Below are 23,292 nucleotides of genomic sequence, written 5' to 3'. Positions count from 1 at the left end.
AAGGTAGAATGCTATGTCTCTTATTCAGAACCCTGTACTCCCTGGTTTTAACCCGGACCCAAGCATTATCCGTGTTGAAGACACTTACTATATTGCAAACTCAACATTTGAGTGGTTTCCTGGCGTTCGTTTACATGAATCAAAAGACCTGCAAAACTGGAATCTGCTGCCCAGTCCACTCTCTACAACAGCGCTTTTAGATATGCGAGGCAATCCTTCGTCCGGGGGGATTTGGGCACCGGCACTCTCTTATGCCGACGGTAAATTCTGGTTGGTTTACACCGATGTGAAAATCACAGAAGGTGCTTTTAAGGACATGAAGAATTACCTGACCACCGCCACCGATATTCGTGGCCCCTGGTCAGATCCCATTAAACTTAACGGCGTCGGATTTGATGCGTCACTCTTCCATGACGACGATGGCCGTAAATATTTAGTTCAACAAACCTGGGATCATCGCGAATACCATCATCCCTTTAATGGCATCACCTTAACGGAGCTGGATACCCGCACGCTAAAATTAAAACCGGAGACCGCGCGGACTATTTATCGCGGCACTGCCGTTGCCCTTGTTGAGGGGCCGCATCTCTATAAACTGAACGGCTATTACTATCTTTTCGCCGCCCAGGGTGGGACTGTCTTTACCCACCAGGAAGTGGTGGCACGTTCAAAAACCTTAGAGGCCAACAGCTTCGAAACCGAGCCAGGCGACGTATTCTTAACCAACGTCGATACGCCAGATAGCTATATTCAGAAGCAGGGACATGGCGCTTTAGTTTCGACTCCGAGCGGGGAATGGTATTACGCCTCGCTTTGCGCACGTCCGTGGAATCGCCGAGGTGAATCAGTCTATGATCCGCGGGGCTGGTCAACACTAGGCCGGGAAACGTCTATTCAGAAAGTCTACTGGGATAACGATGGCTGGCCACGTATTGAAGGAGGTCATGGCGGTAAAACCTTTGTCGAAGGGCCATCCGATGCCATTTTTACCGAAAGCGCAAAAGATCATAGCCAGCACGACGATTTCAACACTGCGACACTGGATATTAACTGGAATACGCTTCGTGTCCCGTTCACCGAAAAAATGGGGACCACAGGCGATGGAAAGCTGACGTTAAATGGACAAGGTTCTTTGGCCAATACCCATGACCTTTCGTTGATCGCCCGACGCTGGCAAGCCTTTTATTTTGACGCGCAGGTTAAAGTCAAATTTAACCCGTTTAATTATCAACAGATGGCAGGTTTGACGAATTATTATAATGACCGCCACTGGAGCTTCGTATTCATTACCTGGAATGAAATCAATGGTTCTGTCATCGAAATAGGTGAAAATAACCGTGGTAAATACACCTCTTATTTGAAAGATAACGCGATTAAGATCCCCGCAGGGACAGAATACGTCTGGTTCCGCACCAAAGTTCGCAAGGAGAGTTATACCTATGAATACAGCTTTGATGGCGTAACTTTCACTGAGATCCCTGTCAAACTGGATGCCGCGGTTCTCTCAGATGACTATGTCCTGCAAAGCTATGGTGGGTTCTTTACCGGCGCCTTCGTTGGCCTCGCGGTGGTCGATTACTCGGGTTACGATGCCAGCGCAGATTTTTATAACTTCGTTTACCAGGAGCTGGGCGACAGGTTGACGGCGGATGATGCCTGGAGCTGGGAAGCGAGCGAATCGCGCTTTGATTAAATAAAAGAAAAAGCCCTGCGATATTGCTATCGCAGGGCTTTCAAATTTGGCGGAAGCGTAGAGATTCGAACTCTAGAACCCTTTCGGGTCGCCGGTTTTCAAGACCGGTGCCTTCAACCGCTCGGCCACGCTTCCTAAGTGAGGCGAACTATAAACACCTCCGTGTACGCTGTAAAGTATGAGCCCAATCGTTCGCCTGAAAAATAGCCAAAATGCGTTTAATCGGTTGAATAGACAACATTCTGGCCATTTTATCAGCACGCAATCTTACCACCGACCCTTAGTGCTTTTTGATGTACATCTCTTTGGTGTAGTAGTACCCCAGCTTATCCGGCGTAAAGCCCCCTACCCACGGCTTCACCAGGTGGGTACGAACGTAGTGATAAACCGGGATCGCCGGTACGTCCCGGGCGAGCAGATCTTCAGCCTGCTGGTAGAAGGTGCCGCGCTCGGCGGTAGTCTTCGCTTTTGCCGCATTGACCAGCGCCTCGTCATAGGCGGGGTTGCTGTACTGGCTGGTGTTCTGACTGTCGCCGGTACGGAAGTTATTCAGGAAGGTGGCCGCATCGTCGTAGTCGGCGATCCAGGCGTAGCGCACCGCGTCAAAGTTGTGGGTATGCATGGTGTCCAGCATCGTTTTCCACTCCTGGTTTTGCAGCTTCGCCTCCACGCCGAGGTTTTTCTTCCACATCGAGCTGGCGGCGATGGCAATCCGCTGGTGCGATTCCGAGGTGTTATACAGCAGCTTAAAGCTCAGCGGATGGCTGTCGTTATAGCCCGCCTCGTTCAGCAGCTTCTTCGCTTCGGCAATGCGTTTCTCCAGAGGCCAGCTGGCGTAGTCCGGGTTGTGTAGTTTAACACCGCCGATATCGGGCTGGCTGATGACCCACGCAGGACGTTGCCCCTGTCCTAACACTTTCCCGGCGATAATGTCTTTATCCAGCGCCAGATTCAGCGCCTGACGCACGCGCGGGTCGTTAAACGGCGGACGGGTGGTGTTGAATTCGTAGTAGTAGGTTGCCAGCTGCGGAGAGACGTCCAGCTCGCTACCCATCGTTTTTTGCAGCTGGGCAAACTGGTTGATCGGCACGGTGTAGACAATATCAATTTCGTCCGCCTTGTAGCGGTTCACGTCGGCGGCTTCGGAGGTGATCGGCAGGTACGTCACCTTGTTGATCACCGTATGGGCGTTATCCCAGTAGCGCGGGTTACGCTCGGCAACGATCCGCTCGTTGACCACCCACTGGCTGAGGGTATAGGCCCCGCTGCTGACAAAGTGTTCCGGCTTGGTCCACTTATCGCCATAGCGGCCAATCAGCACCTTATCGACCGGCACCAGCGACGGGTGCGCCAGCATGGCAAGGAAGGCCGCGTTAGGCTGGGTCAGCGTCACTTCCAGGGTGGTATCGTTCAGGGCTTTAACTCCCAGAGTGTCGGGTTTTTTTTTGCCCTCAGCGATATCGGTGGCGTTCACCAGAAGCATGCTGCCGAGGTAGCTGGCGTACGGCGAGGCGGTTTTTGTATCCACCAGCCGCTGCCAGCTCCAGACGACATCCTGAGCGGTGATGGCGGTGCCGTCGCTCCAGGTAATGCCCGGGCGGAGATGGAAGGTCCAGACGGTGTTGTCTTTGTTGTCCCATTTTTCCGCCAGTCGCGGCTGGATCTCGCCATTCGGGGAGACGCTAACCAACCCGTCGAACAAATCGCTGATAATATTGAATTCGACATCGCTTTCGACTTTATGCGGATCGAGTGACGCCGGTTCGTTGCCATTATTCCTGACCAGTTCCTGCTTCTCTGCCAGCTCAGTACCTGCCGGTACGCTGGCGGCAAAGGCCGTTGCGCTTGCGCAAAGGATGCCTGCCGTCAGCAAAGAGAGGGTAAATGTAGCGCGTGATGATGATTTCATGTCCTTCGCCTTATAGTGTAGTTGTGACGATGCAAAATAACTCTTAGCGTTGCGACGGGAATAAGGCAATATATTTCAGTGACCTATAAGAGCTTGATCTGATTAATCCCGACAAACCGCGGTTCGTTCTGCATAGTGGACGTTGTGGAACATTTCATGCTGGCTCTGACCCTAAGACGCTGAGTAAAGATGGGTAAAACCACTTTGTAACCGGCGCGTCGTTTCCTATTCTTGCCGTTAATTACATCTGTCATAAGAGAGTGACTCATGGATCGTATTATTAGTTCTTCACGCGACCGCACATCGCTACTCAGCACCCACAAGGTGCTGCGCAATACTTACTTTATGCTGAGCCTGACGCTGGCCTTCTCCGCGCTGACGGCAACCGCCAGCACCGTGTTAATGCTGCCGTCTCCGGGGCTGATCCTGACGCTGGTCGGTATGTACGGTCTGATGTTCCTGACCTACAAAACTGCTGACAAGCCGGTGGGTATTTTGTCCGCGTTCGCCTTCACCGGCTTCCTGGGCTACATCCTGGGGCCAATGCTTAACACTTACCTGTCTGCCGGGATGGGCGATCTGATCGCTCTGGCGCTGGGCGGCACGGCGCTGGTGTTCTTCTGCTGTTCTGCCTACGTGCTGACCACCCGCAAAGATATGTCTTTCCTCGGCGGTATGCTGATGGCGGGCATCGTGGTGGTACTGGTCGGTATGGTGGCGAACATCTTCCTGCAGCTGCCGGCTCTGCACCTGGCTATCAGCGCGGTGTTCATCCTGATCTCCTCCGGGGCGATCCTGATGGAAACCAGCAACATCATTCATGGCGGCGAGACCAACTACATCCGCGCTACCGTGAGCCTGTATGTGTCGCTGTACAACATCTTCGTCAGCCTGTTGAGCATCCTGGGCTTCGCCAGCCGCGATTAACCGACAGTGCTGTATAAAAAGCCCCGCTTATGCGGGGCTTTCTTTTTTGGTAAACTGCCGCGGTTTTCGATAAACCTGTGATGATTATGCTGAACTTTGACGGTAAAGAGATTGAGACCGATAGCGAAGGCTATCTGAAAGAGACCAGCCAGTGGAGCGAAGGCCTGGCGGCTATTATTGCCGAAAAAGAGTCGATTGCCCTGACGCCGGAGCACTGGGAAGTGGTGCGGTTTGTGCGCGATTTCTATCTGGAATTTAATACCTCCCCCGCCATCCGTATGCTGGTAAAAGCGATGGCCAATAAGTACGGCGAGGAGAAAGGCAACAGTCGCTATCTGTATCGTCTGTTCCCGAAAGGCCCGGCAAAACAGGCGACCAAGATCGCCGGCCTGCCTAAACCCGTGAAATGCATTTAATAGCGAATACCGAAATTAACGTAGTCCCGGTCGGGTTGATGCGGCTCTGACAGAACCTTTTCAACCCGGGCGATGCGCGGCCCGCCCGCCTTAAGCCAGGCGAGCAGTTTTTCGACCTGTTCCGCCTCGCCGCAGGCCACTACCTCGACGCTTCCGTCATCCATATTGCGCGCGTACCCGGTCAACCCCAGATCGGTAGCTTCACGCTGCGTGCTGTAACGAAAGCCAACTCCCTGAACCGTGCCGTGAACCCATGCGATTGTGCAGACTTTTGACATCATCGTTCCCCTTATCCGTGTATGGCGCGTTGCATTTCCCCCCCGAACTCGGGAAAATGGCGGCCATCTTTTTGAAGCGACAGAATAGCAAATTATGAGTGTACGTTTAGTGTTAGCCAAAGGGCGCGAGAAGTCATTACTGCGCCGTCATCCCTGGGTGTTTTCTGGTGCGGTTGCCCGTATGGAAGGGAAAGCCAGTCTCGGAGAAACTATCGATATCGTTGACCATCAGGGTAAATGGTTAGCGCGCGGCGCATACTCGCCGGCGTCCCAGATCCGCGCGCGCGTCTGGACCTTCGATAAAGATGAAATCATCGACATCGATTTCTTCGTTCGTCGTCTGCAGCAGGCGCAGCAGTGGCGCGACTGGCTGGCAAAACGCGACGGGCTGGACAGCTATCGTCTGATCGCCGGTGAATCCGACGGTCTGCCAGGCGTGACCATCGACCGTTTCGGCAACTTCCTGGTGCTGCAGCTGTTAAGCGCAGGTGCAGAGTATCAGCGTGCGGCGTTAATCAGCGCCCTGCAGACCCTGTATCCAGAGTGCGCCATTTACGATCGCAGCGACGTTGCGGTGCGTAAAAAAGAGGGCATGGAACTGACCCAGGGTACCGTGACGGGCGAACTGCCACCTGCCCTGCTGCCGATTGAAGAGCACGGCATGAAATTGCTGGTGGATATTCAGGGTGGCCATAAAACCGGTTACTACCTCGATCAGCGTGACAGCCGTCTGGCGACCCGCCAGTACGTTGCCGATAAACGCGTGCTGAACTGCTTCTCCTACACCGGCGGCTTTGCGGTCTCGGCCCTGATGGGCGGTTGCAGCCAGGTAGTGAGCGTCGATACCTCTCAGGAAGCGCTGGATGTGGCCAGGCAGAACGTTGAGCTGAACAAGCTCGATCTGAGCAAAGCCGAATTTGTTCGCGACGATGTCTTCAAGCTGCTGCGCAAATACCGCGATCAGGGCGAGAAGTTTGACGTGATCGTGATGGACCCGCCGAAGTTCGTCGAAAACAAAAGCCAGCTGATGGGCGCCTGTCGTGGGTATAAAGACATCAATATGCTGGCGATCCAGCTGCTTAACCCTGGCGGCGTGCTGCTGACCTTCTCCTGTTCCGGCCTGATGACTACCGAATTGTTCCAGAAAATTGTCGCAGATGCCGCTGTAGATGCCGGGCGTGATGTACAATTTATAGAGCAGTTCCGTCAGGCGGCCGATCATCCGGTGATCGCTACCTATCCGGAAGGGCTGTATCTGAAAGGATTTGCCTGTCGCATCATGTAACTTGAAAAGTGGAATGTTGCCCACACCTATAGTGTAAGTAACGTTTCCCGGGAGGTGACTATGATTGCCAGCAAATTCGGTATCGGCCAGCAGGTCCGCCACTCCCTGTTAGGATACCTGGGCGTGGTCGTGGATATCGACCCGGAATATTCTCTCGATGAACCGTCAGTGGATGAACTGGCGGTCAACGCAGAACTCCGCGCCGCCCCCTGGTACCACGTGGTGATGGAAGACGACGAAGGCCAGGCCGTGCACACCTATCTTGCCGAAGCCCAGCTAAGTGGCGAGCAGCAGGATGAACACCCTGAACAGCCTTCCATGGATGAACTGGCGCAAACGATCCGCAGACAGTTACAGGCCCCGCGCCTGCGTAACTAACAAGAACCCGGTAGCCGATGGCTGACCGGGTTTTTTATTACTTCGCCATTCCCAGGCGTGGGATCTCAATCGCCGGACAGCGATCCATCACCACATTCATCCCGGCGTCACGCGCCAGCACCGCCGCCTGTTCATTAATCACCCCAAGCTGTAACCACAGGGTTTTCGCTCCAACCGCAATGGCTTCCTGCGCGACACCCCAGGCGGCTTCGGAATTACGGAACACATCCACCATATCGATTTTTTCCGGTACCTCCGCCAGGGTGCCGTACCCCTGCTGGCCTAACAAGGTTTTGCCTGCCACTTTTGGCGAGACCGGGATCACGTGATAACCCTGATCGAGCAGATATTTCATGACCCGATAACTCGGACGATCGGGCTTGTCGCTCGCCCCCACCAGCGCGATGGTTCGGGTGGTGGAAAGGATCTCAGCAATATCATTCTGTTTCATGAATTTCCTCCTGGCGTGTTCAACATCAATACCAATACAGTGAGCGCAATTTGGCATCCCATACGTCTGCATGAGGGCAAATTGCCCAATGATGTCTATATGTTAGTAAATATGATTAAAGAAAAATTTTGATACATTCTTCGTGGCGTGTGTCTTTTAAGAGGGCTTTTTATGAAAACCGGCATTGCCTGGAGTCTGTTTGCGCTGCTCATGCCGGTTTGCGTTTTTGCCACTACGCTGCGGCTCTCTACGGACATCGACCTGCTGGTGCTGGACGGAAAAAAAGTCTCAAGTTCACTGCTGCGCGGTGCGGACAGTATAGAGCTCGACAACGGCCCCCATCAGATTGTGTTTCGGGTCGAGAAGACCATTCGCATCGGCAATCATGAAGAACGGGTCTATATCTCTCCTCCGCTGGTCGCCAGCTTTAACACCCAACGTATCAGTCAGGTTAATTTTAGCCTTCCCCGGCTGGAAACAGAAAAAGAGTCGCAACTTTTTGATCATTCACCGCATATTGAACTGCTGGATGGCGATGCGACGCCGATTCCGGTGAAGCTGGATATTCTGGCGATCACCGATACCCCGTCGGGCGTCAACTATGAATACGATACCGAGCGTTATAACAAAGCCGGCCAGAGCGCCTCGATACCGCAATTTTCCACCACCATGGCCGATGACAGCACGCTGTTATCCGGCGTGTCCGAACTGGATATGCCGCCACCGCAGTCGCAGAATCTGACCGAGCAGCGGCTCAAGTACTGGTTTGCCCAGGCCGATCCCGAAACCCGTAACCGTTTTCTGCAGTGGGCGAAGCAACAACCCTCGTCCTGAGCCGCATTTTTTAGCCCTTTCTCTTGCAGCGTCAGGTGCTTCCAGTAATCTGTAACCAGTTAACTAACGGATAGAGATTATGGAACTCACAACTCGCACCCTGCCGGACCGCAAACATATCGCGCTGGTGGCGCACGATCACTGCAAACAGATGCTGCTCAACTGGGTTCAGCGTCACAAATCCCTGCTGGAAAAACACCGGCTGTCCGCCACCGGGACCACCGGTAACCTGATCCAGCGCGAAACCGGGCTTGAGGTCAATGCCATGCTGAGCGGCCCACTGGGCGGCGATCAGCAGGTGGGCGCCCAGATTTCGGAAGGGAAGATTGATGTGCTGATCTTCTTCTGGGATCCCCTGAATGCGGTCCCGCACGACCCGGACGTCAAAGCGCTGCTGCGCCTGGCGACGGTATGGAATATCCCGGTCGCCACCAACCTGTCTACGGCGGACTTTATTATTGCCTCGCCGCAGTTCAACGACCAGGTGGAGATCCTGATCCCGGATTATCCACGCTATCTGGCCGAGCGTCTTAAGTAAGGGTTTCCTGCCGGGGGGCGGCTTCGCCTTACCCGGCCTACGGTTTCCGCGCTACCGGCACATCGATGTTTTTCAAAATGTCCACAAAGCGCGAAGGCTGCTCTTTGTTAAACAGCAGCCAGACGCGGTGACGGGCGCGGGTGATCGCCACATACAGCAACCGGCGCTCCTCGGCATCGGGAAAATCTTCCACCGCAGGCAGCAACGCCTGTTCCATCACCGATTCGCGCGCAGGGGCCGGGAAACCATCGCTTCCTTCCTGCAACCCCACCACGATCACATAATCCGCTTGCTGCCCCTTGCTGGCATGAATGGTCATAAAATCCAGCTGCAGTTTCGGCCAGCGGGTGGCAGCTTTCTCAAGGCTGGCAGGCTTAAGATGGTGATAGCGCGCCAGCACCAGAATGCGCTCCTCCGGTCTGGCATAACCGCTCAGTTTATCCAGCAGAGCATCAAGCTGATCCTCTGCCAGCAGCGTGACCGCTTTTTTGTCACCGGCCGACAGGCTGTTCAACGGTTTTGCCAGCTGATGCGGGTTCTGCTGGATAAACCGGTTGGCGATCTCACCGATCCGGTTATTGAAGCGGTAGGTGGTGTCGAGGTCGCAGCGATCGCCTTCGCCAAAGTAGTGGTGGAACGCGGTCGTCAGTGACAGCTGGGCACCGCTAAAGCGGTAGATCGCCTGCCAGTCATCCCCCACGGCAAAGAGAGTAGTGTGTTTATTCTGCGCCCGCAGCGCCGCCAGCAGGGCCGCGCGCTGAGGAGAGATATCCTGAAACTCATCCACCAGAATGTGCTTCCACGGGCTGATAAAGCGGCCTTTCTCGAGAATAACGATCGCCTGATGGATCAACCCGGAAAAGTCGACGGCATTTTCATCCTTGAGGGCGGTTTTCCACGCTTTTAACAGCGGGGCCATCAGCTTCACCCGCTTAGAAAACAGGGCCCGGACCTCTTCGGGCGCCCCGGCAATCATCTCGGCCTGCGCGCCACCGTGCATCCGCATCAGGCTCACCCAGCGATCGAGCCGCGGAGCCAGTCGGCGGGCCAGCTTTTCGTTTTGCCAGAAACTGCCTTCCGGCACGCTCCAGTCCAGCTCCTCTTCCAGCCACTGGCGCCAGCCTTTGGCCTGCGCTTTTTTCTCGCTGCACTGCTGTTGCCAGGCCTCGATAAAAATCTGTTGCCGCGCCACGGTGTCATTCTCCAGCTGGCTGACGACCGGCACCTTTTTGCTCCCCTGCTGAATGATGTGCAGGGCCAGGGAGTGGAAGGTTCTGGCGGTAATGTCGCGGGTGTGCAGCCGGGCCTCGATCCGCTCATCCATCTCCTGGGCTGCCTTGCGACCAAACGCCAGGAGCAAAATTTGCTCGGGAGCGGCTTCATTGCGGGTGAGAAGCCAGCCTGCCCGCGCCACCAGGACTGAAGTTTTGCCGCTACCGGCCCCTGCCAGCACCAGCAGCGACTGCTCGCCGTTTACCACTGCCCGGGCCTGGGCCGGGTTCAGGGGAGATGACTCAATACCGGCAAAAAAGTCGGCGTACTGGCTGAGCATGGCCGTGGTCCAGGCCTGGTTATGTGCCAGCCGGCTCTGGTCAATATCCTCCAGCCAGGCCTGGCACTGACGCCAGGCATCCCGACAGTTATCAAACTCGTCCAGCCGCGAGACCGACAGCGGGAGCGCCTCTAGCGCCTGGGTGATTTTTTGCTGCAGGCCCAGCGTTTTCTCCCGGGTCAGCCAGCTGTTTTGCGCGTTGCTGGTGGCAATATCATTCAGCGCATTTTGCAGCACCTGCGCCGCCACCTCGCTCATTTCAGCACTCCATTGCTGCCAGAGCGTATTCAGATGGTGGTGAAAACGCTGGGTTTCCGCCCACTCCGTCCCGTGCAGGCGCACCACTTTCTCTTCGGGCAGGACAAACTCCAGCTCGCCCCAGACCAGGCCGCGCTTACAGTGAATGGCCAGCAGCTGGTTGAAGGGAATGAGATACTCGTGGCGTTCGCCGGAGACTTTCACCCCGGCGTTAAGCAGAACGACTTTGTCGTACGGATGTTGTGCCAGGCGTTTGCCTAACGAAGTTGCTTTCAGTTCCATGTCCAGCCCGATCCACGACGTGAATAATTGCCTGATAGTTTAACTGCCAGTTTTCAGGTGCTCCAGCGCAAAAAAACGTTACAATCAGCAGGGCTTCAACATTATGGAAAGAATTGAGGTTTTATGCGTACCGTTCTGAATATTTTGAATTTTGTGCTGGGTGGTTTTGCCACCACGCTCTCATGGCTGCTGGCGACGCTGATCAGCGTGGTGCTGATCTTCACCCTGCCGCTGACGCGCTCCTGCTGGGAGATCACCAAACTTTCGCTGGTCCCGTACGGTAATGAAGCGGTTCACGTGGATGAGCTGGAGCCTGGCAGCAAAAACGCGCTGTTGAATACCGGCGGGACGCTGCTCAATATTGTGTGGCTGATCTTCTTCGGCTGGTGGCTGTGTCTTATGCACATTGCGGCGGGGATCGCCCAGTGTCTGACGCTTATCGGGATCCCGGTCGGGCTCGCCAATTTTAAAATTGCCGCCATTGCCTTATGGCCTGTCGGACGCCGGGTCGTCCCGGTGGAAGTGGCCCGCGCCGCGCGGGAAGCTAATGCCCGCCGTCGTTTTCCGTAACAAGGATCCCGAGCGCTCATGCTAAGCCCGCTGCTTCGTCGCTACACTCTCAACAGCGCCTGGCTGTATAACGTCAGGATCTTTATTGCCCTGTGTGGCAGTACCGCCCTGCCCTGGTGGCTGGGCGACGTAAAGCTGACCATTCCGCTGACGCTGGGCGTCGTGGCCGGGGCGCTGGCCGATCTGGATGACCGTCTCGCCGGTCGGCTGCGCAATCTGGTCATCACGCTGATCTGCTTTTTTATCGCCTCGGCGTCGGTGGAGCTGCTCTTCCCGTGGCCGTGGCTTTTCGCCCTCGGGCTGATGCTCTCCACCAGCGTCTTTATCCTGCTGGGCGGACTGGGACAGCGTTACGCCACCATTGCCTTTGGCGCGCTGCTGATTGCTATCTATACCATGCTGGGGGTGTCGCTTTACGACCAGTGGTATCAGCAGCCGGTACTTCTGCTACTGGGAGCAGTCTGGTATAACCTGCTCACTCTGGCCGGGCACCTGATCTTCCCCATTCGTCCGCTGCAGGACAATCTGGCCCGCAGCTATGGGCAGCTGGCGCATTATCTGGAGCTAAAATCCCGGCTCTTTGACCCGGATATTGAAGATGACGGTCAGGCACCGCTGTACGATCTGGCGCTGGCGAACGGCCAGCTGGTGACCACGCTGAACCAGACCAAAGCCTCGCTGCTCACCCGTTTACGCGGCGATCGCGGGCAGCGCGGCACCCGCCGAACGTTGCACTACTACTTTGTGGCACAGGATATCCACGAGCGCGCCAGCTCCTCGCATATTCAGTACGCCGATCTGCGAGAGAAGTTTCGCTATAGCGACGTGATGTTTCGCTTCCAGCGCCTCCTGTCCATGCAGTCGCAGGCCTGCCAGCAGTTGTCGCGGTCCATCCTGCTGCGCATCCCTTATCAGCACGATCCGCGTTTTGAGCGGGCCTTCACGCACCTGGATGCGGCTCTCGATCGCGTCCAGGCCAGTGGGACCTCTGCTGAACAGATGAAAGCGCTGGGTTTTCTGCTGAATAACCTGCGCGCCATTGATGCCCAGCTCGCCACCATCGAATCCGAGCAGGCGCTCGCCATGCCCCGCAATGATGTGGAAAACCAGCTGGCCGACGACAGCCTGCACGGTTTCAGCGATATGTGGCTGCGCTTAAGCCGCAACTTTTCGCCGGAATCGGCCCTGTTCCGCCATGCGGTGCGAATGTCGGTGGTACTCTGCATTGGCTATGCCTTTATACAGATAACCGGGCTTAACCATGGCTACTGGATTTTGCTGACCAGTCTGTTTGTCTGCCAGCCCAACTACAATGCTACCCGCCATCGGCTGGCGCTGCGTATTATCGGCACGCTGGTGGGGGTCGCCATCGGGCTGCCCATCCTCTACTTCGTCCCCTCTCTGGAAGGCCAGCTGATCTTAATTGTAATCACCGGGGTACTGTTTTTTGCGTTTCGCAATGTGCAGTACGCGCACGCCACCATGTTTATTACCCTGCTGGTGTTGCTCTGTTTCAACCTCCTCGGGGAAGGTTTTGAAGTGGCTCTGCCGCGCGTCATCGATACCCTGATCGGCTGTGCCATTGCCTGGGCCGCGGTGAGCTTTATCTGGCCGGACTGGCGCTTCCGTAATCTGCCCCGGGTGCTGGATCAGGCGATGAATGCCAACTGCCGATATCTGGATGCCATTCTTGAGCAGTATCATCAGGGCCGCGATAACCGTCTGGCGTATCGCATAGCCCGACGTGACGCTTACAACCGCGATGCGGAGCTGGCGTCGGTGGTCTCGAACATGTCCACGGAGCCGCGGGCGACAGCGGAAACGCGCGAAGCCGCATTTCGCCTGTTGTGCCTGAACCACACCTTTACCAGCTACATATCGGCCCTGGGCGCACACCGCGAACGGCTGACCAGTCCGGCTATCCTGGCGTTACTTGATGACGCCGTTTGCTATGTCGATGATGCGCTTCATCAACGTCCAGCGGATGAACCTCGTGTTCAGCAGGCCTTGTCCGAACTGGCGCAACGCATTTCGCATATTGAACCGGGTGCCGAGAGCAAAGCTCCGTTAGTGCTGCAGCAAATCGGTCTGCTTATCGCGTTGCTACCAGAAATTTGTCGATTACAGCAGCATGTTAATCAACTACCGGAGTGAGGGCTGTTCTCCACGGGCAGCCTTTTGTACCACTCTACCAGCTCCTGGCGTCTGATCTCCGGGAGCGCCGCTTCGTGCAGCCCGACGATGGCCCCCTCCAGCGCAAACAGCACCTTGTAGCTCAGATGCCTGTTAAGTTCTCTTATCTTCAGCCAGCACTGCTCGGCGCCGAGGGCGCGTAACGCCTCTTCATCGGTGATGCCCGCTTCGTTCAGCAGGATCTCAAGCTGAAAGTTGAGATTGGGTAAATCTTTCAGCCTGTCGCGCTTGTACCGCTCGCGCCGCTCCCGTCGTGCGGCTTCGAGGGCAAAGGAGGAGAGCTGCAGAAGCTTATCCTGATCCTGCCAGAGCGCCTCATCCACGCGGTAGTAATTCAGCAAAATCGGGCGCCCCCTTTTAACCAGCGTTAAGTAAGAGGAGGTATTTTTGACGCAATACTGTGCGCTCTCTTCACAGGCGCGCAGGTATAACTCACCGTCTGATACCATCGCAAAGACCGCGTCATCCACCGCCAGGGTGTACCCGCCAAACAGCGCGCGATGCTGGACTTCACCAAGGGGTGAAAGATATTTCGTAGATTGATAGATCCGTTCATAAGATAACTTTTTCATGATATTTCCCTTTTAAATCATGCAGTAATAGTGAAGTTATTGGTTAACGGATCCGTTAGTCAAAAAATAGGTAACTTATGATCGAACGGCAAGATGATTTTTCAATCCGCCTGAATAACAACCCAAATTTGCGAGGAGCTTTCCGAAATTGAGGTTGATCTTTAGACGTACAGGGGTTACTGTATATCCATACAGTAACTACAGGGCTGGATTGATTATGTACTCTTCAGGCTATGCAAAGCGTTCCACAACTTTCTCTTCTTCCGCCGGTAAAAGTGCACGGAGTTCCGCTGCTTACATGTCTACCGGGTTGATCAGTGAAGTGCTTTACCGTGAAGACCAGCCCATGATGACGCAGCTGTTATTGCTGCCGCTATTGCAGCAGCTTGGTCAACAGTCTCGCTGGCAGCTGTGGCTCACGCCGCAGCAGAAATTGAGTCGGGAATGGGTGCAATCCGCAGGTTTACCGCTCACTAAAGTGATGCAGGTTAGCCAGATGGATCCCTGCCATACTGTAGAATCTATGGTGAGGGCATTGCGTACCGGCAATTACAGCGTGGTGATTGGCTGGTTTACGGAAGAGTTAACCGAAATGGAACAACATCGCCTGGCCGAAGCGGCAGAAGAAGGTAACGCATTGGGCTTTATTATGCGTCCCGTTCGGATGAATGCTCTGGGCAACGGACACCTGTCTGGGCTAAAAATTCACTCAAATTTGTATCACTAAGTAAAAATAAGAGTTTTCCTGGAATTTTTTTTGCAAGCGCTGTACGCCGTTGGTTCCATTTCTAAAAGCCGCGACAAGTCTTGTCTGCCGCGGCTTCCTCCAGTTTAGCACGCCTAAAACTTCGCCCTAAATGTTAAATATTGTGTATACAAAACTTTTTTTTTCATATGCCTGACGGAGTTCACACTTGTAAGTTTTCAGGTACGTTGTAGACTTTACATCGCCAGGGGTGCTCGGCCTAAGCCGAAGATATCGGTAGCTTTACTCTTTGTCCCCGCCCCCCGGTGAAGGATTTAACCGTGACTCTCATTGAGATTCTCATGGCGATTTTTGGATGATAACGAGGCGCAAAAAATGAAAAAGACAGCTATCGCGATTGCAGTGGCACTGGCAGGTTTCGCTACCGTAGCGCAGGCCGCTCCGAAAGATAATACCTGGTATGCAGGTGGCAAACTGGGCTGGTCTCAGTTCCATGACACTGGCTGGTATAACGATGCTCTGAACAACGACGGCCCAACTCACGAAAGCCAGCTGGGCGCAGGCGCGTTCGGTGGTTATCAGGTTAACCCGTACGTTGGTTTCGAAATGGGTTACGACTGGCTGGGCCGCATGCCTTATAAAGGCGACACCGTTAACGGTGCGTTCAAGGCACAGGGCGTTCAGCTGACTGCTAAACTGGGCTACCCAGTAAATGACGCTGTAGACATCTACACCCGTCTGGGCGGCATGGTATGGCGTGCAGACTCCAGCAACAGCATCGCTGGCGACGACCATGACACTGGCGTATCTCCAGTATTCGCAGGTGGCGTTGAGTGGGCAATGACCCGTGACGTTGCTACCCGTCTGGAATACCAGTGGGTTAACAACATCGGCGACGGCAACACCGTTGGTGTTCGTCCAGACAACGGCATGCTGAGCGTAGGTGTTTCTTACCGTTTCGGCCAGCAGGAAGAAGCAGCGCCAATCGTTGCTCCAGCTCCAGCGCCAGCGCCAGAAGTACAGACCAAGCACTTCACTCTGAAGTCTGACGTTCTGTTCAACTTCAACAAATCAACTCTGAAACCAGAAGGCCAGCAGGCTCTGGATCAGCTGTACACCCAGCTGAGCAACCTGGATCCTAAAGACGGTTCCGTAGTTGTTCTGGGTTACACCGACCGTATCGGTTCTGACGCCTACAACCAGGGTCTGTCCGAGAAACGTGCTCAGTCTGTTGTTGATTACCTGATCTCTAAAGGTATCCCAGCTAACAAGATCTCCCCACGTGGTATGGGCGAATCTAACCCAGTTACCGGTGCTACCTGTGACAACGTGAAACCTCGCGCTGCACTGATCGACTGCCTGGCACCAGATCGTCGCGTAGAGATCGAAGTTAAAGGCATCAAAGACGTTGTAACTCAGCCAGCGGCATAAGTTATCGTCTGACAAAAAACCCCGCCATGTTGCGGGGTTTTTTATTGCCTGAAGGAAAGTAAAACGCTACTTCTTACTGGAGAGCAGCGCCTGGAGATCGGTTTTCAGGGTTGACATCTGACTGGCGTACTTCTCTTTATATTCCGCATCTTCAATCAGCTGGACGATAGTTTCTGACAGGGTTTTTCCGCGGCGCTGGGCCAGTCCGGCCAGACGTTGCCAGACCATAAACTCCAGATCGATCGACTTCTTCCGCGTATGCTGGTGCTCAGCATTGAAATGCCGTTTTCGCCGCGCACGGATAGTCTGCTTCATGCGGTTCAGTAGCGCCGGATTGATGTGTTTATCTATCCAGCCGTTGACCAGAATGGGTTCGTTTTCGAGGGTCAGCAATAAATCTACAGCTTCTTTTGCAGCACTGGCTTCGAGGTAGCACGTGATCAATTCCCCTTCACGGTGTTTTTTGACCAGATACTTCCATTTCCAGCCGCTTTCGAGATTTTCCAGTTGTTGGTATTTCATTGCGATCTCAGTGTGACCGTGTAACTGTGTTCAGAATATCAGTTTTTTGGCAATCTGCTGAAAAGAAATCATATCCTGTGATACGTGGCGATGCATTCATCTCTGGAAACGCCCATTCCCTCATGGGCAGAGCCTGCGCCTTACGGTATACTCCATCGTTTTACTTCTGACTAAAAAACATCAACTTTGACCATTACGAAACTTGCATGGCGTGACCTGGTTCCGGATACCGAAAGCTATCAGGAACTGTTTGCACAGCCAGATCTCGCGAAAGAACACGAATACATCCTCAGTGACACACAGCCCCGTTTGCATTACGCACTGGAGCAGGTGTTGAGCCCGTGGGCAACCTCACCGTTCATGTTGTTGAAAGCGCCAGACGAAGCGGAGTACCTGAATCTTCTGGCGGATGCCATGCGGCAGCTGCAACCAGAAACCGGGACGGTCTTTGGGGGTGAATACCGCATCAGCGGACACACTGTCACCTTTGAACCGGCGACCGTACCCGATGGCCGTTTTGCGGTCACAGGCAACATCGTCCCGGCGGGCTGGACAGAAGCAGAACAACTGTTCGGTTGCCTGCGCCAGTTTAACGGCGAGTTGACCCTGCATCCTGGCCTGGTGCATCAGGCTAACGGCGGCGTGCTGCTCATCTCGCTGCGCACCCTTCTGGCCCAGCCTCTGCTGTGGATGCGCCTGAAAAACAGCGTCAGCCAGCAGCGCTTCGACTGGGTGGCGTATGATGAGTCGCGCCCTCTTCCGGTCGCAGTGCCTTCTATGCCGCTCTCCCTGAAAGTGGTGCTGATTGGCGATCGCGAAGCACTGGCCGATTTCCAGGAAATGGAACCCGAGCTGGCCGATCAGGTGGTGTACAGCGAGTTCGAAGACAGCACGCAGATCGCGGATGCCGAAGATATGCTGCAATGGCTCCAGTGGGTGCATGCCGTTTGCGAACGCGCGCAGTTGCCAACCCCGGCAGCCGATGCCTGGCCGGTGCTGATCCGCGAAGCGGTGCGCTACACCGGCGACCAGGAGACCCTGCCGCTTTGTCCTCTCTGGCTTGGCAAGCAGTTGCGTGAAGCCGCAGCCATGACCGAAGACGACACCATTACCGGCGAACAACTCTCCCAGATGCTGGTGCAGCGAGAGTGGCGTGAAGGCTACCTTGCCGATCGCATGCAGGACGAGATCCTGCTGGAGCAGATCCTGGTCGAAACCGAAGGTGAACGCGTCGGACAGATCAACGCCCTGTCGGTGATTGAGTTCCCGGGTCATCCGCGCGCCTTTGGCGAGCCGTCCCGTATCAGCTGCGTTGTACACATCGGTGACGGTGAATTTATCGATGTGGAACGTAAAGCCGAGCTGGGCGGGAACATTCACGCCAAGGGCATGATGATCATGCAGGCTTATCTGATGTCGGAACTGCAGCTTGAGCAGCAGATCCCCTTCACCGCCTCGCTGACCTTCGAGCAGTCCTACAGCGAAGTCGATGGCGACAGCGCCTCGATGGCAGAACTGTGCGCGTTAATCAGTGCCCTGGCCGATGTGCCGGTGAATCAGAGCATTGCCATCACCGGTTCGGTGGATCAGTTTGGTCGCGCGCAGCCGGTCGGCGGTCTGAACGAGAAGATTGAAGGCTTCTTTACCGTTTGCCAGCAGCGCGGGTTGAGCGGTAAACAGGGCGTTATTATTCCCCTGCCGAACGTGCGTCACCTCAGCCTCAGTCAGGAACTGCTGACCGCGGTAGAGGAGGAACAATTCAGCCTCTGGGCGATCGAAGATATCGCAGATGCGCTACCCTTACTGACAAACCTGGAGTGGGATGCCGAAGGGCAGAACACGCTGATGCACAGCATCCAGGAGCGTATTGCGCAGGCAACACAGCAGGAAGCACGCCATCGTTATCCCTGGCCGTTACGCTGGTTGAACTGGTTCACGCCGAACTGATCGGACTTGTTCAGCGTACACGTGTTAGCTATCCTGCGTCCTTCACTAAAATAAGGCATACTGAGAACATGGTAGATAAACGCGAATCCTATACAAAAGAAGATCTTCTTGCCTCTGGTCGCGGTGAACTGTTTGGTGCTAAAGGCCCGCAGTTACCGGCCCCGAACATGCTGATGATGGACCGTGTCGTTAAGATGACGGAAACCGGCGGCAACTTCGATAAGGGTTACGTAGAAGCAGAGCTCGATATCAACCCGGACCTGTGGTTCTTTGGTTGCCACTTTATTGGCGATCCAGTGATGCCAGGCTGCCTGGGTCTGGACGCGATGTGGCAGCTGGTTGGTTTCTACCTCGGCTGGCTGGGTGGCGAAGGCAAAGGCCGCGCCCTGGGCGTTGGCGAAGTGAAATTTACCGGTCAGGTTCTGCCGACCGCGAAAAAAGTGACCTACCGTGTTCACTTCAAACGCATTGTTAACCGTCGCCTGATCATGGGCCTGGCGGATGGCGAAGTGCTGGTTGACGGCCGTCTGATCTACACGGCGAATGACCTGAAAGTGGGTCTGTTCCAGGACACTTCCGCATTCTGATTTTTGCTTTTACCAAAGCATAAAACGGCGAAACCTCCGCACTGCGGAGGTTTCTTTTTTTAAAGAGACGCTATCAAGCAAGTACTGCCCTGTCTCCGATGGCTTCTCGCCAGCCCCCTAACCATTGCGACCTTTGATTGATGGTCTGATAGGGACACATTTCTTTAGAACGTCCGGCGATGCCAGCCTGATAACCACGTTGATGAGCCCTTTCAAGGCGATCTCGTTTCTGTCTCTTCATGCCTCGTTTCCCTCATTATTTGATCTGGTGGAAAAGAAAACAGTGATTACAAAACGTGCAACCACAGATAACGAATACCCTGATTCCCGCTGACCGTCAATGCGCAAAATTCACGCCAGTGTCATATTTGTGACCTGGTCAGAAGTTCATTTGTACAAAAACTGTGACACGGCACAAGTAACGGCCTGAGCATAAAACAAAAAAAAGCCGCAATTAGCATGACGCTAACTGCGGCCTGAGGCGATGAATTTTACTTATGGCAGACGAGAAATCTCTCTGGCAATACTGGCGGACTCCTGCGCCCACCCCTGTGCCAGCACTTTCACCATCTCATCATAACCATCCTTTTGCTGGGTCAACTCCAGATGGAAAGGCCGCTTTATCAGCTGGCCCTGGTGATTCAGCAACCATTCACCACTGACAATCACCCTGCCATCATAGCGGCCATGGAAGTTGGTCACGTTGACGTTGAGCGTATCCTGGTCGCTACCCAGCGGCTGCGACGCCACCACCCATCCCGGCAGCTGGCTGCTGAGATTGGCAACCAGCGTGTTGCGCAGCTGCTGATCCAGCGGGCTGGCCCACAGGTTGTTATTGGCGATGACATACTGCACATCGCTGGTTTGATAAACCACACCATTACCGGCCAGGTAATCCGGTACCGCCACCTGCTCTACCCACAGCAGGCGGTTCCCCTGGCTGGCGATACTTTGCCCGCCCGCCTGCGCGGCCACAGGCAGCTGGTAATAGCTCTTGTTCTCTGCTGAGCTACAGGCGGTCAGGAGCGCCACTGCGGTAATCATTAGCCACTTTTTCATTATTTAGCCCCCTTCGGCTCAGGGTCCTTTTTGTCTTTCGCTTCGAATACCAGTGCGTTGCTCTTGGTGTTCAGCGTCTTCAGCACCGGCTGCAGTTCACGCAGAACCTGATCGAGGCGCTGCATATCCGCCACCATCTTGTTGTACGCCGCTGAACCCGGCTGGAAGCCCTGCATACTGCGGTTCAGTTCACGCAGCGTTTTCTGCATGTCCTGAGGCAGCTGCTGCATCGACTGGCTGGCGGTCAGCTTGTTGAGATTATCCAGCGTGGCCTGCAGACGGCGCATCGTCGCCTGGCTCTCGCTAAGCGTATTGGTGGCCTGTTGAATCATCGGATTGAGCGGCAAGCTGTTGATCTTATCCAGCGTCTCCATCAGACGCTGCTGGATCTGTGCCAGTCCACTGCTCACGGTCGGGATGATTTTGTAGCCCGAGAACTCGCGGATCTCTTTCACCGGCGGCTCTTTCGGGAAGAAGTCCATATCCACATACAGCGCCCCGGTCACCAGATTACCGGTTTTGAGAGAACCGCGTAGGCCACGCTTCATCAACCCTTCAATGTGCTGAGCGATATCAGGCGTATCGCCAATCTGGTTAATCAGACGCTCCGGCTCGATGCGGATTAGCACCGGAATACGGAAATCGTCATCCAGCATCTGACGCATCCCCGGCGCGAAGAACGGCACCTTGCCGACGGTACCCAGACGGATGCCGCGGAATTCAACCGGCGCTCCCGGCTGCAGGCCACGGACCGAATCCTTGAAGAACATCAGATAGTCGATATGGTCGGTATAGAGCGAATCCTGAATGCTTTTCTGGTCGTCATACAGTCTGAAGGCGGTCTTTTGCGCCACCGGCTGCCCCTGATCCATCCCTTCCGGCACATCAAAGCTGACTCCGCCGCCAAACAGGGTGGAGAGCGAGCCCATCTCAACGCGCATTCCCGCTGAGGTTAAGTCGACGGCGATGCCGCTATCTTTCCAGAAGCGAACGTTACCTGTGACCAGACGATCGTTCGGCGCGTTGATAAACAGCTGATAGCTGATGGTGCGTTTTTGCGTGTCAAAGGTGCTGGTTTCCACAGAACCGACGCGATAGCCGCGGAACAGCACCGGATCGCCCGGGCTCAGCTGACCGGCCTTTTTACTGTCGAGGATGACGCGGATCCCCTTCGCATCCGGCGGTGCCAGCGGCGGAGAGTCCAGCAGCTGGTACTGCTCCGGTTGAGATCCCTGTTTCCCCGGCTGCAGTTCGATATAGGCCCCGGATAACAGGGTCCCCAGGCCGCTAATACCTTCGCGACCCACCTGCGGTTTCACCACCCAAAACACCGAGTCGCCATGCAGCAGCTTCTCCATACCGGCGTTGAGGCGGGCGGTAATTTCTACGTGCGTCAGGTCGTCGGTCAGGGTTGCGCTCTCGACTACCCCCACATCCACGCTGCGGCTCTTGATGGTCGTTTTACCGCCCTCAATCCCCTCGGCGTTAGTGGTGATCAGCGTCACGACCGGGCCCTGATGGCTGTAATGATAAAACAGGATCCAGGCACCGATCAGCGCGGTCACGATGGGGAAGATCCACACCGGCGACCAGTTTCTGACCTTCTGCACTTTCGCCTCTCCACTCTTATTTTCCATGCTTTTATTCATCCTCATGGCTCGGCTCTGGCTCACGATCCCACGATAAACGCGGATCGAAGGTCATGGCCGCAAACATGGTCATAATAACGACCAATGCAAACATTAGCGCCCCAATGGCTGGGTAAATACTCATTAGCCCCCCTATCCGCACCAGGGCAGACAGAACGGCAATCACGAATACGTCAATCATTGACCAGCGTCCAACAAACTCAACGACTTCATAAATAAAATGCATTCGCTCGCTATCCCGCTTGCCGTGTCCTTTGGCATCCCAGCAGAGCCAGGCAATGGCAATCATTTTGAGCGTAGGCACCATGATACTGGCGATAAAAATAACTAAGGCTACCGGGTAGGACCCTTCCCCCCACAGCAGGACCACCCCAGCCATGATTGTCGAGGGCATCTCATCCCCCAGCAGATTAGTGATCATAATCGGCAGGATGTTGGCAGGGAGATAAAGCATGATCGAGGTGATGAGCAGCGCCATGGTCCACTGAAGACTGTTTTTACGCCGCACGTGCCCTTTGCTTTCGCAACGCGGACAGACTTCCTGGTCGACCGGGAGGATCGCCGTACAGCAGGAACAGAGGCGCAGATTCTGGTGGATCCCCGGGACGCCGACCTTCAGCTTTTGCGACAGCACCGGCGCCGGGGCGATATCGTCCCATGCCCAGCGGCGGTCCACACACTGGAACGCGCGCAGCTGCAATACGCAATAGAGACACCAGGGAATAAAGCTGCTGCCAACGCCCACGTCGCCGTAGGCCATCAGCTTGGCAAAGCTCACCAGGATCCCGGCAAGAAAAATCTCCGCCATTCCCCAGCTTTTTAACTGGAACAGGATCCGCGCCAGCCTGATTTTCAGTGCCCTGGGCATCTGCACGCGGTTCACGAGCAGCAGGATAACCACCAGGCAAAACGCCGGCACGATCTGGACGAAGAGCATAAAGAAGGTGCCCAGACTGGCGTAATCTTCCGAGAACATCACGCCGGGTATCTCCAGCAAATGCACTTCGCTGGTGATACCCCCCACTTTCATATAGATAAAGGGAAACAGGTTGGAGAGGAACAGCATGAACAGCGCAGCAATAGCATAAGCAGTGGGACGCTGCCGCGGCGCATCCCACTTCGTTGTCAGCGTTGTCCCGCATCGCGGGCATGCCGCTTTGTGTCCATGCTCGAGCGCGGGTAGCGCCACGAGCATATCGCACTGGGAGCATAAAATATGCCGATCGGCATGGTGATGTTCACACATACTGGCTCC

General features: G+C 55.1%; 23 protein-coding genes and 1 tRNA gene. 13 read left to right on the top strand and 11 right to left on the bottom strand.

The window, feature by feature from the left end; translation table 11 throughout:
- The first annotated feature begins 13 nt into the window (after positions 1 to 13).
- The gene (locus tag SOM40_RS07860; RefSeq protein ID WP_320457100.1) at positions 14 to 1,693 is read left to right on the top strand and encodes a glycoside hydrolase family 43 protein; all 1,680 of its coding nucleotides are present in this window, start codon (positions 14 to 16) and stop codon (positions 1,691 to 1,693) included.
- 47 nt (positions 1,694 to 1,740) lie between these two features.
- Here SOM40_RS07860 and SOM40_RS07855 read toward each other — a convergent pair.
- Both SOM40_RS07855 and SOM40_RS07850 read right to left on the bottom strand, forming a co-directional pair.
- Positions 1,741 to 1,828 (bottom strand) — tRNA-Ser (locus SOM40_RS07855).
- A gap of 145 nt (positions 1,829 to 1,973) precedes the next feature.
- Positions 1,974 to 3,602: an ABC transporter substrate-binding protein gene (locus SOM40_RS07850; protein ID WP_262673160.1), complete on the bottom strand. Its 1,629-nt coding sequence runs from the start codon at positions 3,600 to 3,602 to the stop codon at positions 1,974 to 1,976.
- A gap of 267 nt (positions 3,603 to 3,869) precedes the next feature.
- On the opposite strand from SOM40_RS07850, the gene yccA reads away from it, so the two are divergent.
- Positions 3,870 to 4,529 (top strand): FtsH protease modulator YccA, encoded by a 660-nt coding sequence (gene yccA, locus SOM40_RS07845; RefSeq protein WP_166182057.1) that lies wholly within the window; start codon positions 3,870 to 3,872, stop codon positions 4,527 to 4,529.
- 86 nt (positions 4,530 to 4,615) lie between these two features.
- Positions 4,616 to 4,945, top strand: coding sequence for a sulfurtransferase TusE (gene tusE, locus SOM40_RS07840; protein WP_106992820.1), 330 nt, complete (start codon positions 4,616 to 4,618; stop codon positions 4,943 to 4,945).
- On the opposite strand, the gene yccX is transcribed toward tusE, so the two are convergent.
- Complete coding sequence (gene yccX, locus SOM40_RS07835) at positions 4,942 to 5,223, bottom strand: acylphosphatase (protein ID WP_320529778.1); 282 nt, start codon at positions 5,221 to 5,223, stop codon at positions 4,942 to 4,944. The two genes, tusE and yccX, sit on opposite strands and share 4 nt — an antisense overlap.
- A gap of 94 nt (positions 5,224 to 5,317) precedes the next feature.
- Between yccX and rlmI the strand changes: the two genes are divergently transcribed.
- Positions 5,318 to 6,508 carry a 23S rRNA (cytosine(1962)-C(5))-methyltransferase RlmI gene (rlmI, locus tag SOM40_RS07830; protein ID WP_320457101.1) on the top strand — a complete coding sequence of 397 codons (1,191 nt, stop codon included), beginning with the start codon at positions 5,318 to 5,320 and terminating at the stop codon, positions 6,506 to 6,508.
- 60 nt (positions 6,509 to 6,568) lie between these two features.
- Positions 6,569 to 6,886, top strand: coding sequence for a heat shock protein HspQ (gene hspQ / locus SOM40_RS07825; protein WP_106992630.1), 318 nt, complete (start codon positions 6,569 to 6,571; stop codon positions 6,884 to 6,886).
- A 37-nt stretch (positions 6,887 to 6,923) separates the two neighbouring features.
- Here the strand turns inward: hspQ and SOM40_RS07820 are convergent, their stop codons facing one another.
- Positions 6,924 to 7,337, bottom strand: a complete 414-nt coding sequence (locus SOM40_RS07820) for a CoA-binding protein (protein WP_106992629.1) — start codon at positions 7,335 to 7,337, stop codon at positions 6,924 to 6,926.
- A gap of 171 nt (positions 7,338 to 7,508) precedes the next feature.
- Between SOM40_RS07820 and csgI the strand changes: the two genes are divergently transcribed.
- Positions 7,509 to 8,171 carry a curli synthesis inhibitor gene (csgI, locus tag SOM40_RS07815; protein ID WP_106992628.1) on the top strand — a complete coding sequence of 221 codons (663 nt, stop codon included), beginning with the start codon at positions 7,509 to 7,511 and terminating at the stop codon, positions 8,169 to 8,171.
- A gap of 79 nt (positions 8,172 to 8,250) precedes the next feature.
- Complete coding sequence (gene mgsA, locus SOM40_RS07810) at positions 8,251 to 8,709, top strand: methylglyoxal synthase (protein WP_106992627.1); 459 nt, start codon at positions 8,251 to 8,253, stop codon at positions 8,707 to 8,709.
- Positions 8,710 to 8,746: 37 nt separating this feature from the next.
- Here mgsA and helD read toward each other — a convergent pair whose 3' ends face one another.
- Complete coding sequence (gene helD, locus SOM40_RS07805) at positions 8,747 to 10,801, bottom strand: DNA helicase IV (protein ID WP_106992626.1); 2,055 nt, start codon at positions 10,799 to 10,801, stop codon at positions 8,747 to 8,749.
- A gap of 123 nt (positions 10,802 to 10,924) precedes the next feature.
- On the opposite strand from helD, the gene SOM40_RS07800 reads away from it, so the two are divergent.
- Both SOM40_RS07800 and yccS read left to right on the top strand, forming a co-directional pair.
- Entirely contained in the window at positions 10,925 to 11,371 is a 447-nt protein-coding gene (locus tag SOM40_RS07800; protein ID WP_106992625.1) for a YccF domain-containing protein, read from the top strand.
- A gap of 18 nt (positions 11,372 to 11,389) precedes the next feature.
- The gene (gene yccS, locus SOM40_RS07795; protein WP_261642627.1) at positions 11,390 to 13,525 is read left to right on the top strand and encodes a YccS family putative transporter; all 2,136 of its coding nucleotides are present in this window, start codon (positions 11,390 to 11,392) and stop codon (positions 13,523 to 13,525) included.
- On the opposite strand, the gene SOM40_RS07790 is transcribed toward yccS, so the two are convergent.
- Entirely contained in the window at positions 13,510 to 14,136 is a 627-nt protein-coding gene (locus tag SOM40_RS07790) for a TfoX/Sxy family DNA transformation protein (protein WP_225759136.1), read from the bottom strand. The genes yccS and SOM40_RS07790 overlap by 16 nt on opposite strands.
- 217 nt (positions 14,137 to 14,353) lie before the next feature.
- Between SOM40_RS07790 and sulA the strand changes: the two genes are divergently transcribed.
- Positions 14,354 to 14,863: an SOS-induced cell division inhibitor SulA gene (gene sulA, locus SOM40_RS07785; RefSeq protein WP_106992622.1), complete on the top strand. Its 510-nt coding sequence runs from the start codon at positions 14,354 to 14,356 to the stop codon at positions 14,861 to 14,863.
- Between the two features lie 354 nt (positions 14,864 to 15,217).
- Positions 15,218 to 16,273 (top strand): porin OmpA, encoded by a 1,056-nt coding sequence (gene ompA / locus SOM40_RS07780; RefSeq protein ID WP_106992621.1) that lies wholly within the window; start codon positions 15,218 to 15,220, stop codon positions 16,271 to 16,273.
- A 66-nt stretch (positions 16,274 to 16,339) separates the two neighbouring features.
- On the opposite strand, the gene matP is transcribed toward ompA, so the two are convergent.
- The gene (gene matP, locus SOM40_RS07775; RefSeq protein ID WP_320457102.1) at positions 16,340 to 16,795 is read right to left on the bottom strand and encodes a macrodomain Ter protein MatP; all 456 of its coding nucleotides are present in this window, start codon (positions 16,793 to 16,795) and stop codon (positions 16,340 to 16,342) included.
- Between the two features lie 186 nt (positions 16,796 to 16,981).
- On the opposite strand from matP, the gene SOM40_RS07770 reads away from it, so the two are divergent.
- A complete protein-coding gene (locus tag SOM40_RS07770) occupies positions 16,982 to 18,742 on the top strand; it encodes an AAA family ATPase (RefSeq protein WP_106992619.1) in 1,761 nt (586 codons plus the stop codon).
- Positions 18,743 to 18,810: 68 nt separating this feature from the next.
- Positions 18,811 to 19,329, top strand: a complete 519-nt coding sequence (gene fabA / locus SOM40_RS07765; RefSeq protein ID WP_320457103.1) for a bifunctional 3-hydroxydecanoyl-ACP dehydratase/trans-2-decenoyl-ACP isomerase — start codon at positions 18,811 to 18,813, stop codon at positions 19,327 to 19,329.
- Between the two features lie 73 nt (positions 19,330 to 19,402).
- On the opposite strand, the gene rmf is transcribed toward fabA, so the two are convergent.
- The 4 genes from rmf to pqiA all read right to left on the bottom strand — a co-directional run bounded on the left by rmf (position 19,403) and on the right by pqiA (position 23,283).
- Positions 19,403 to 19,570, bottom strand: a complete 168-nt coding sequence (rmf, locus tag SOM40_RS07760) for a ribosome modulation factor (protein ID WP_032617397.1) — start codon at positions 19,568 to 19,570, stop codon at positions 19,403 to 19,405.
- Between the two features lie 254 nt (positions 19,571 to 19,824).
- Positions 19,825 to 20,388, bottom strand: a complete 564-nt coding sequence (gene pqiC / locus SOM40_RS07755; RefSeq protein ID WP_106992617.1) for a membrane integrity-associated transporter subunit PqiC — start codon at positions 20,386 to 20,388, stop codon at positions 19,825 to 19,827.
- Positions 20,388 to 22,025 carry an intermembrane transport protein PqiB gene (gene pqiB / locus SOM40_RS07750; RefSeq protein ID WP_312079228.1) on the bottom strand — a complete coding sequence of 546 codons (1,638 nt, stop codon included), beginning with the start codon at positions 22,023 to 22,025 and terminating at the stop codon, positions 20,388 to 20,390. The genes pqiC and pqiB overlap by 1 nt, the downstream gene beginning before the upstream one ends.
- 4 nt (positions 22,026 to 22,029) lie before the next feature.
- Positions 22,030 to 23,283 (bottom strand): membrane integrity-associated transporter subunit PqiA, encoded by a 1,254-nt coding sequence (pqiA, locus tag SOM40_RS07745; protein ID WP_320457104.1) that lies wholly within the window; start codon positions 23,281 to 23,283, stop codon positions 22,030 to 22,032.
- Positions 23,284 to 23,292: the final 9 nt, after the last annotated feature.

Source organism: Leclercia sp. CFBP8987, from assembly GCF_034044995.2.
GTDB lineage: Bacteria > Pseudomonadota > Gammaproteobacteria > Enterobacterales > Enterobacteriaceae > Enterobacter > Enterobacter tamurae.
This window is presented reverse-complemented; position numbering and strand designations above follow the sequence as displayed.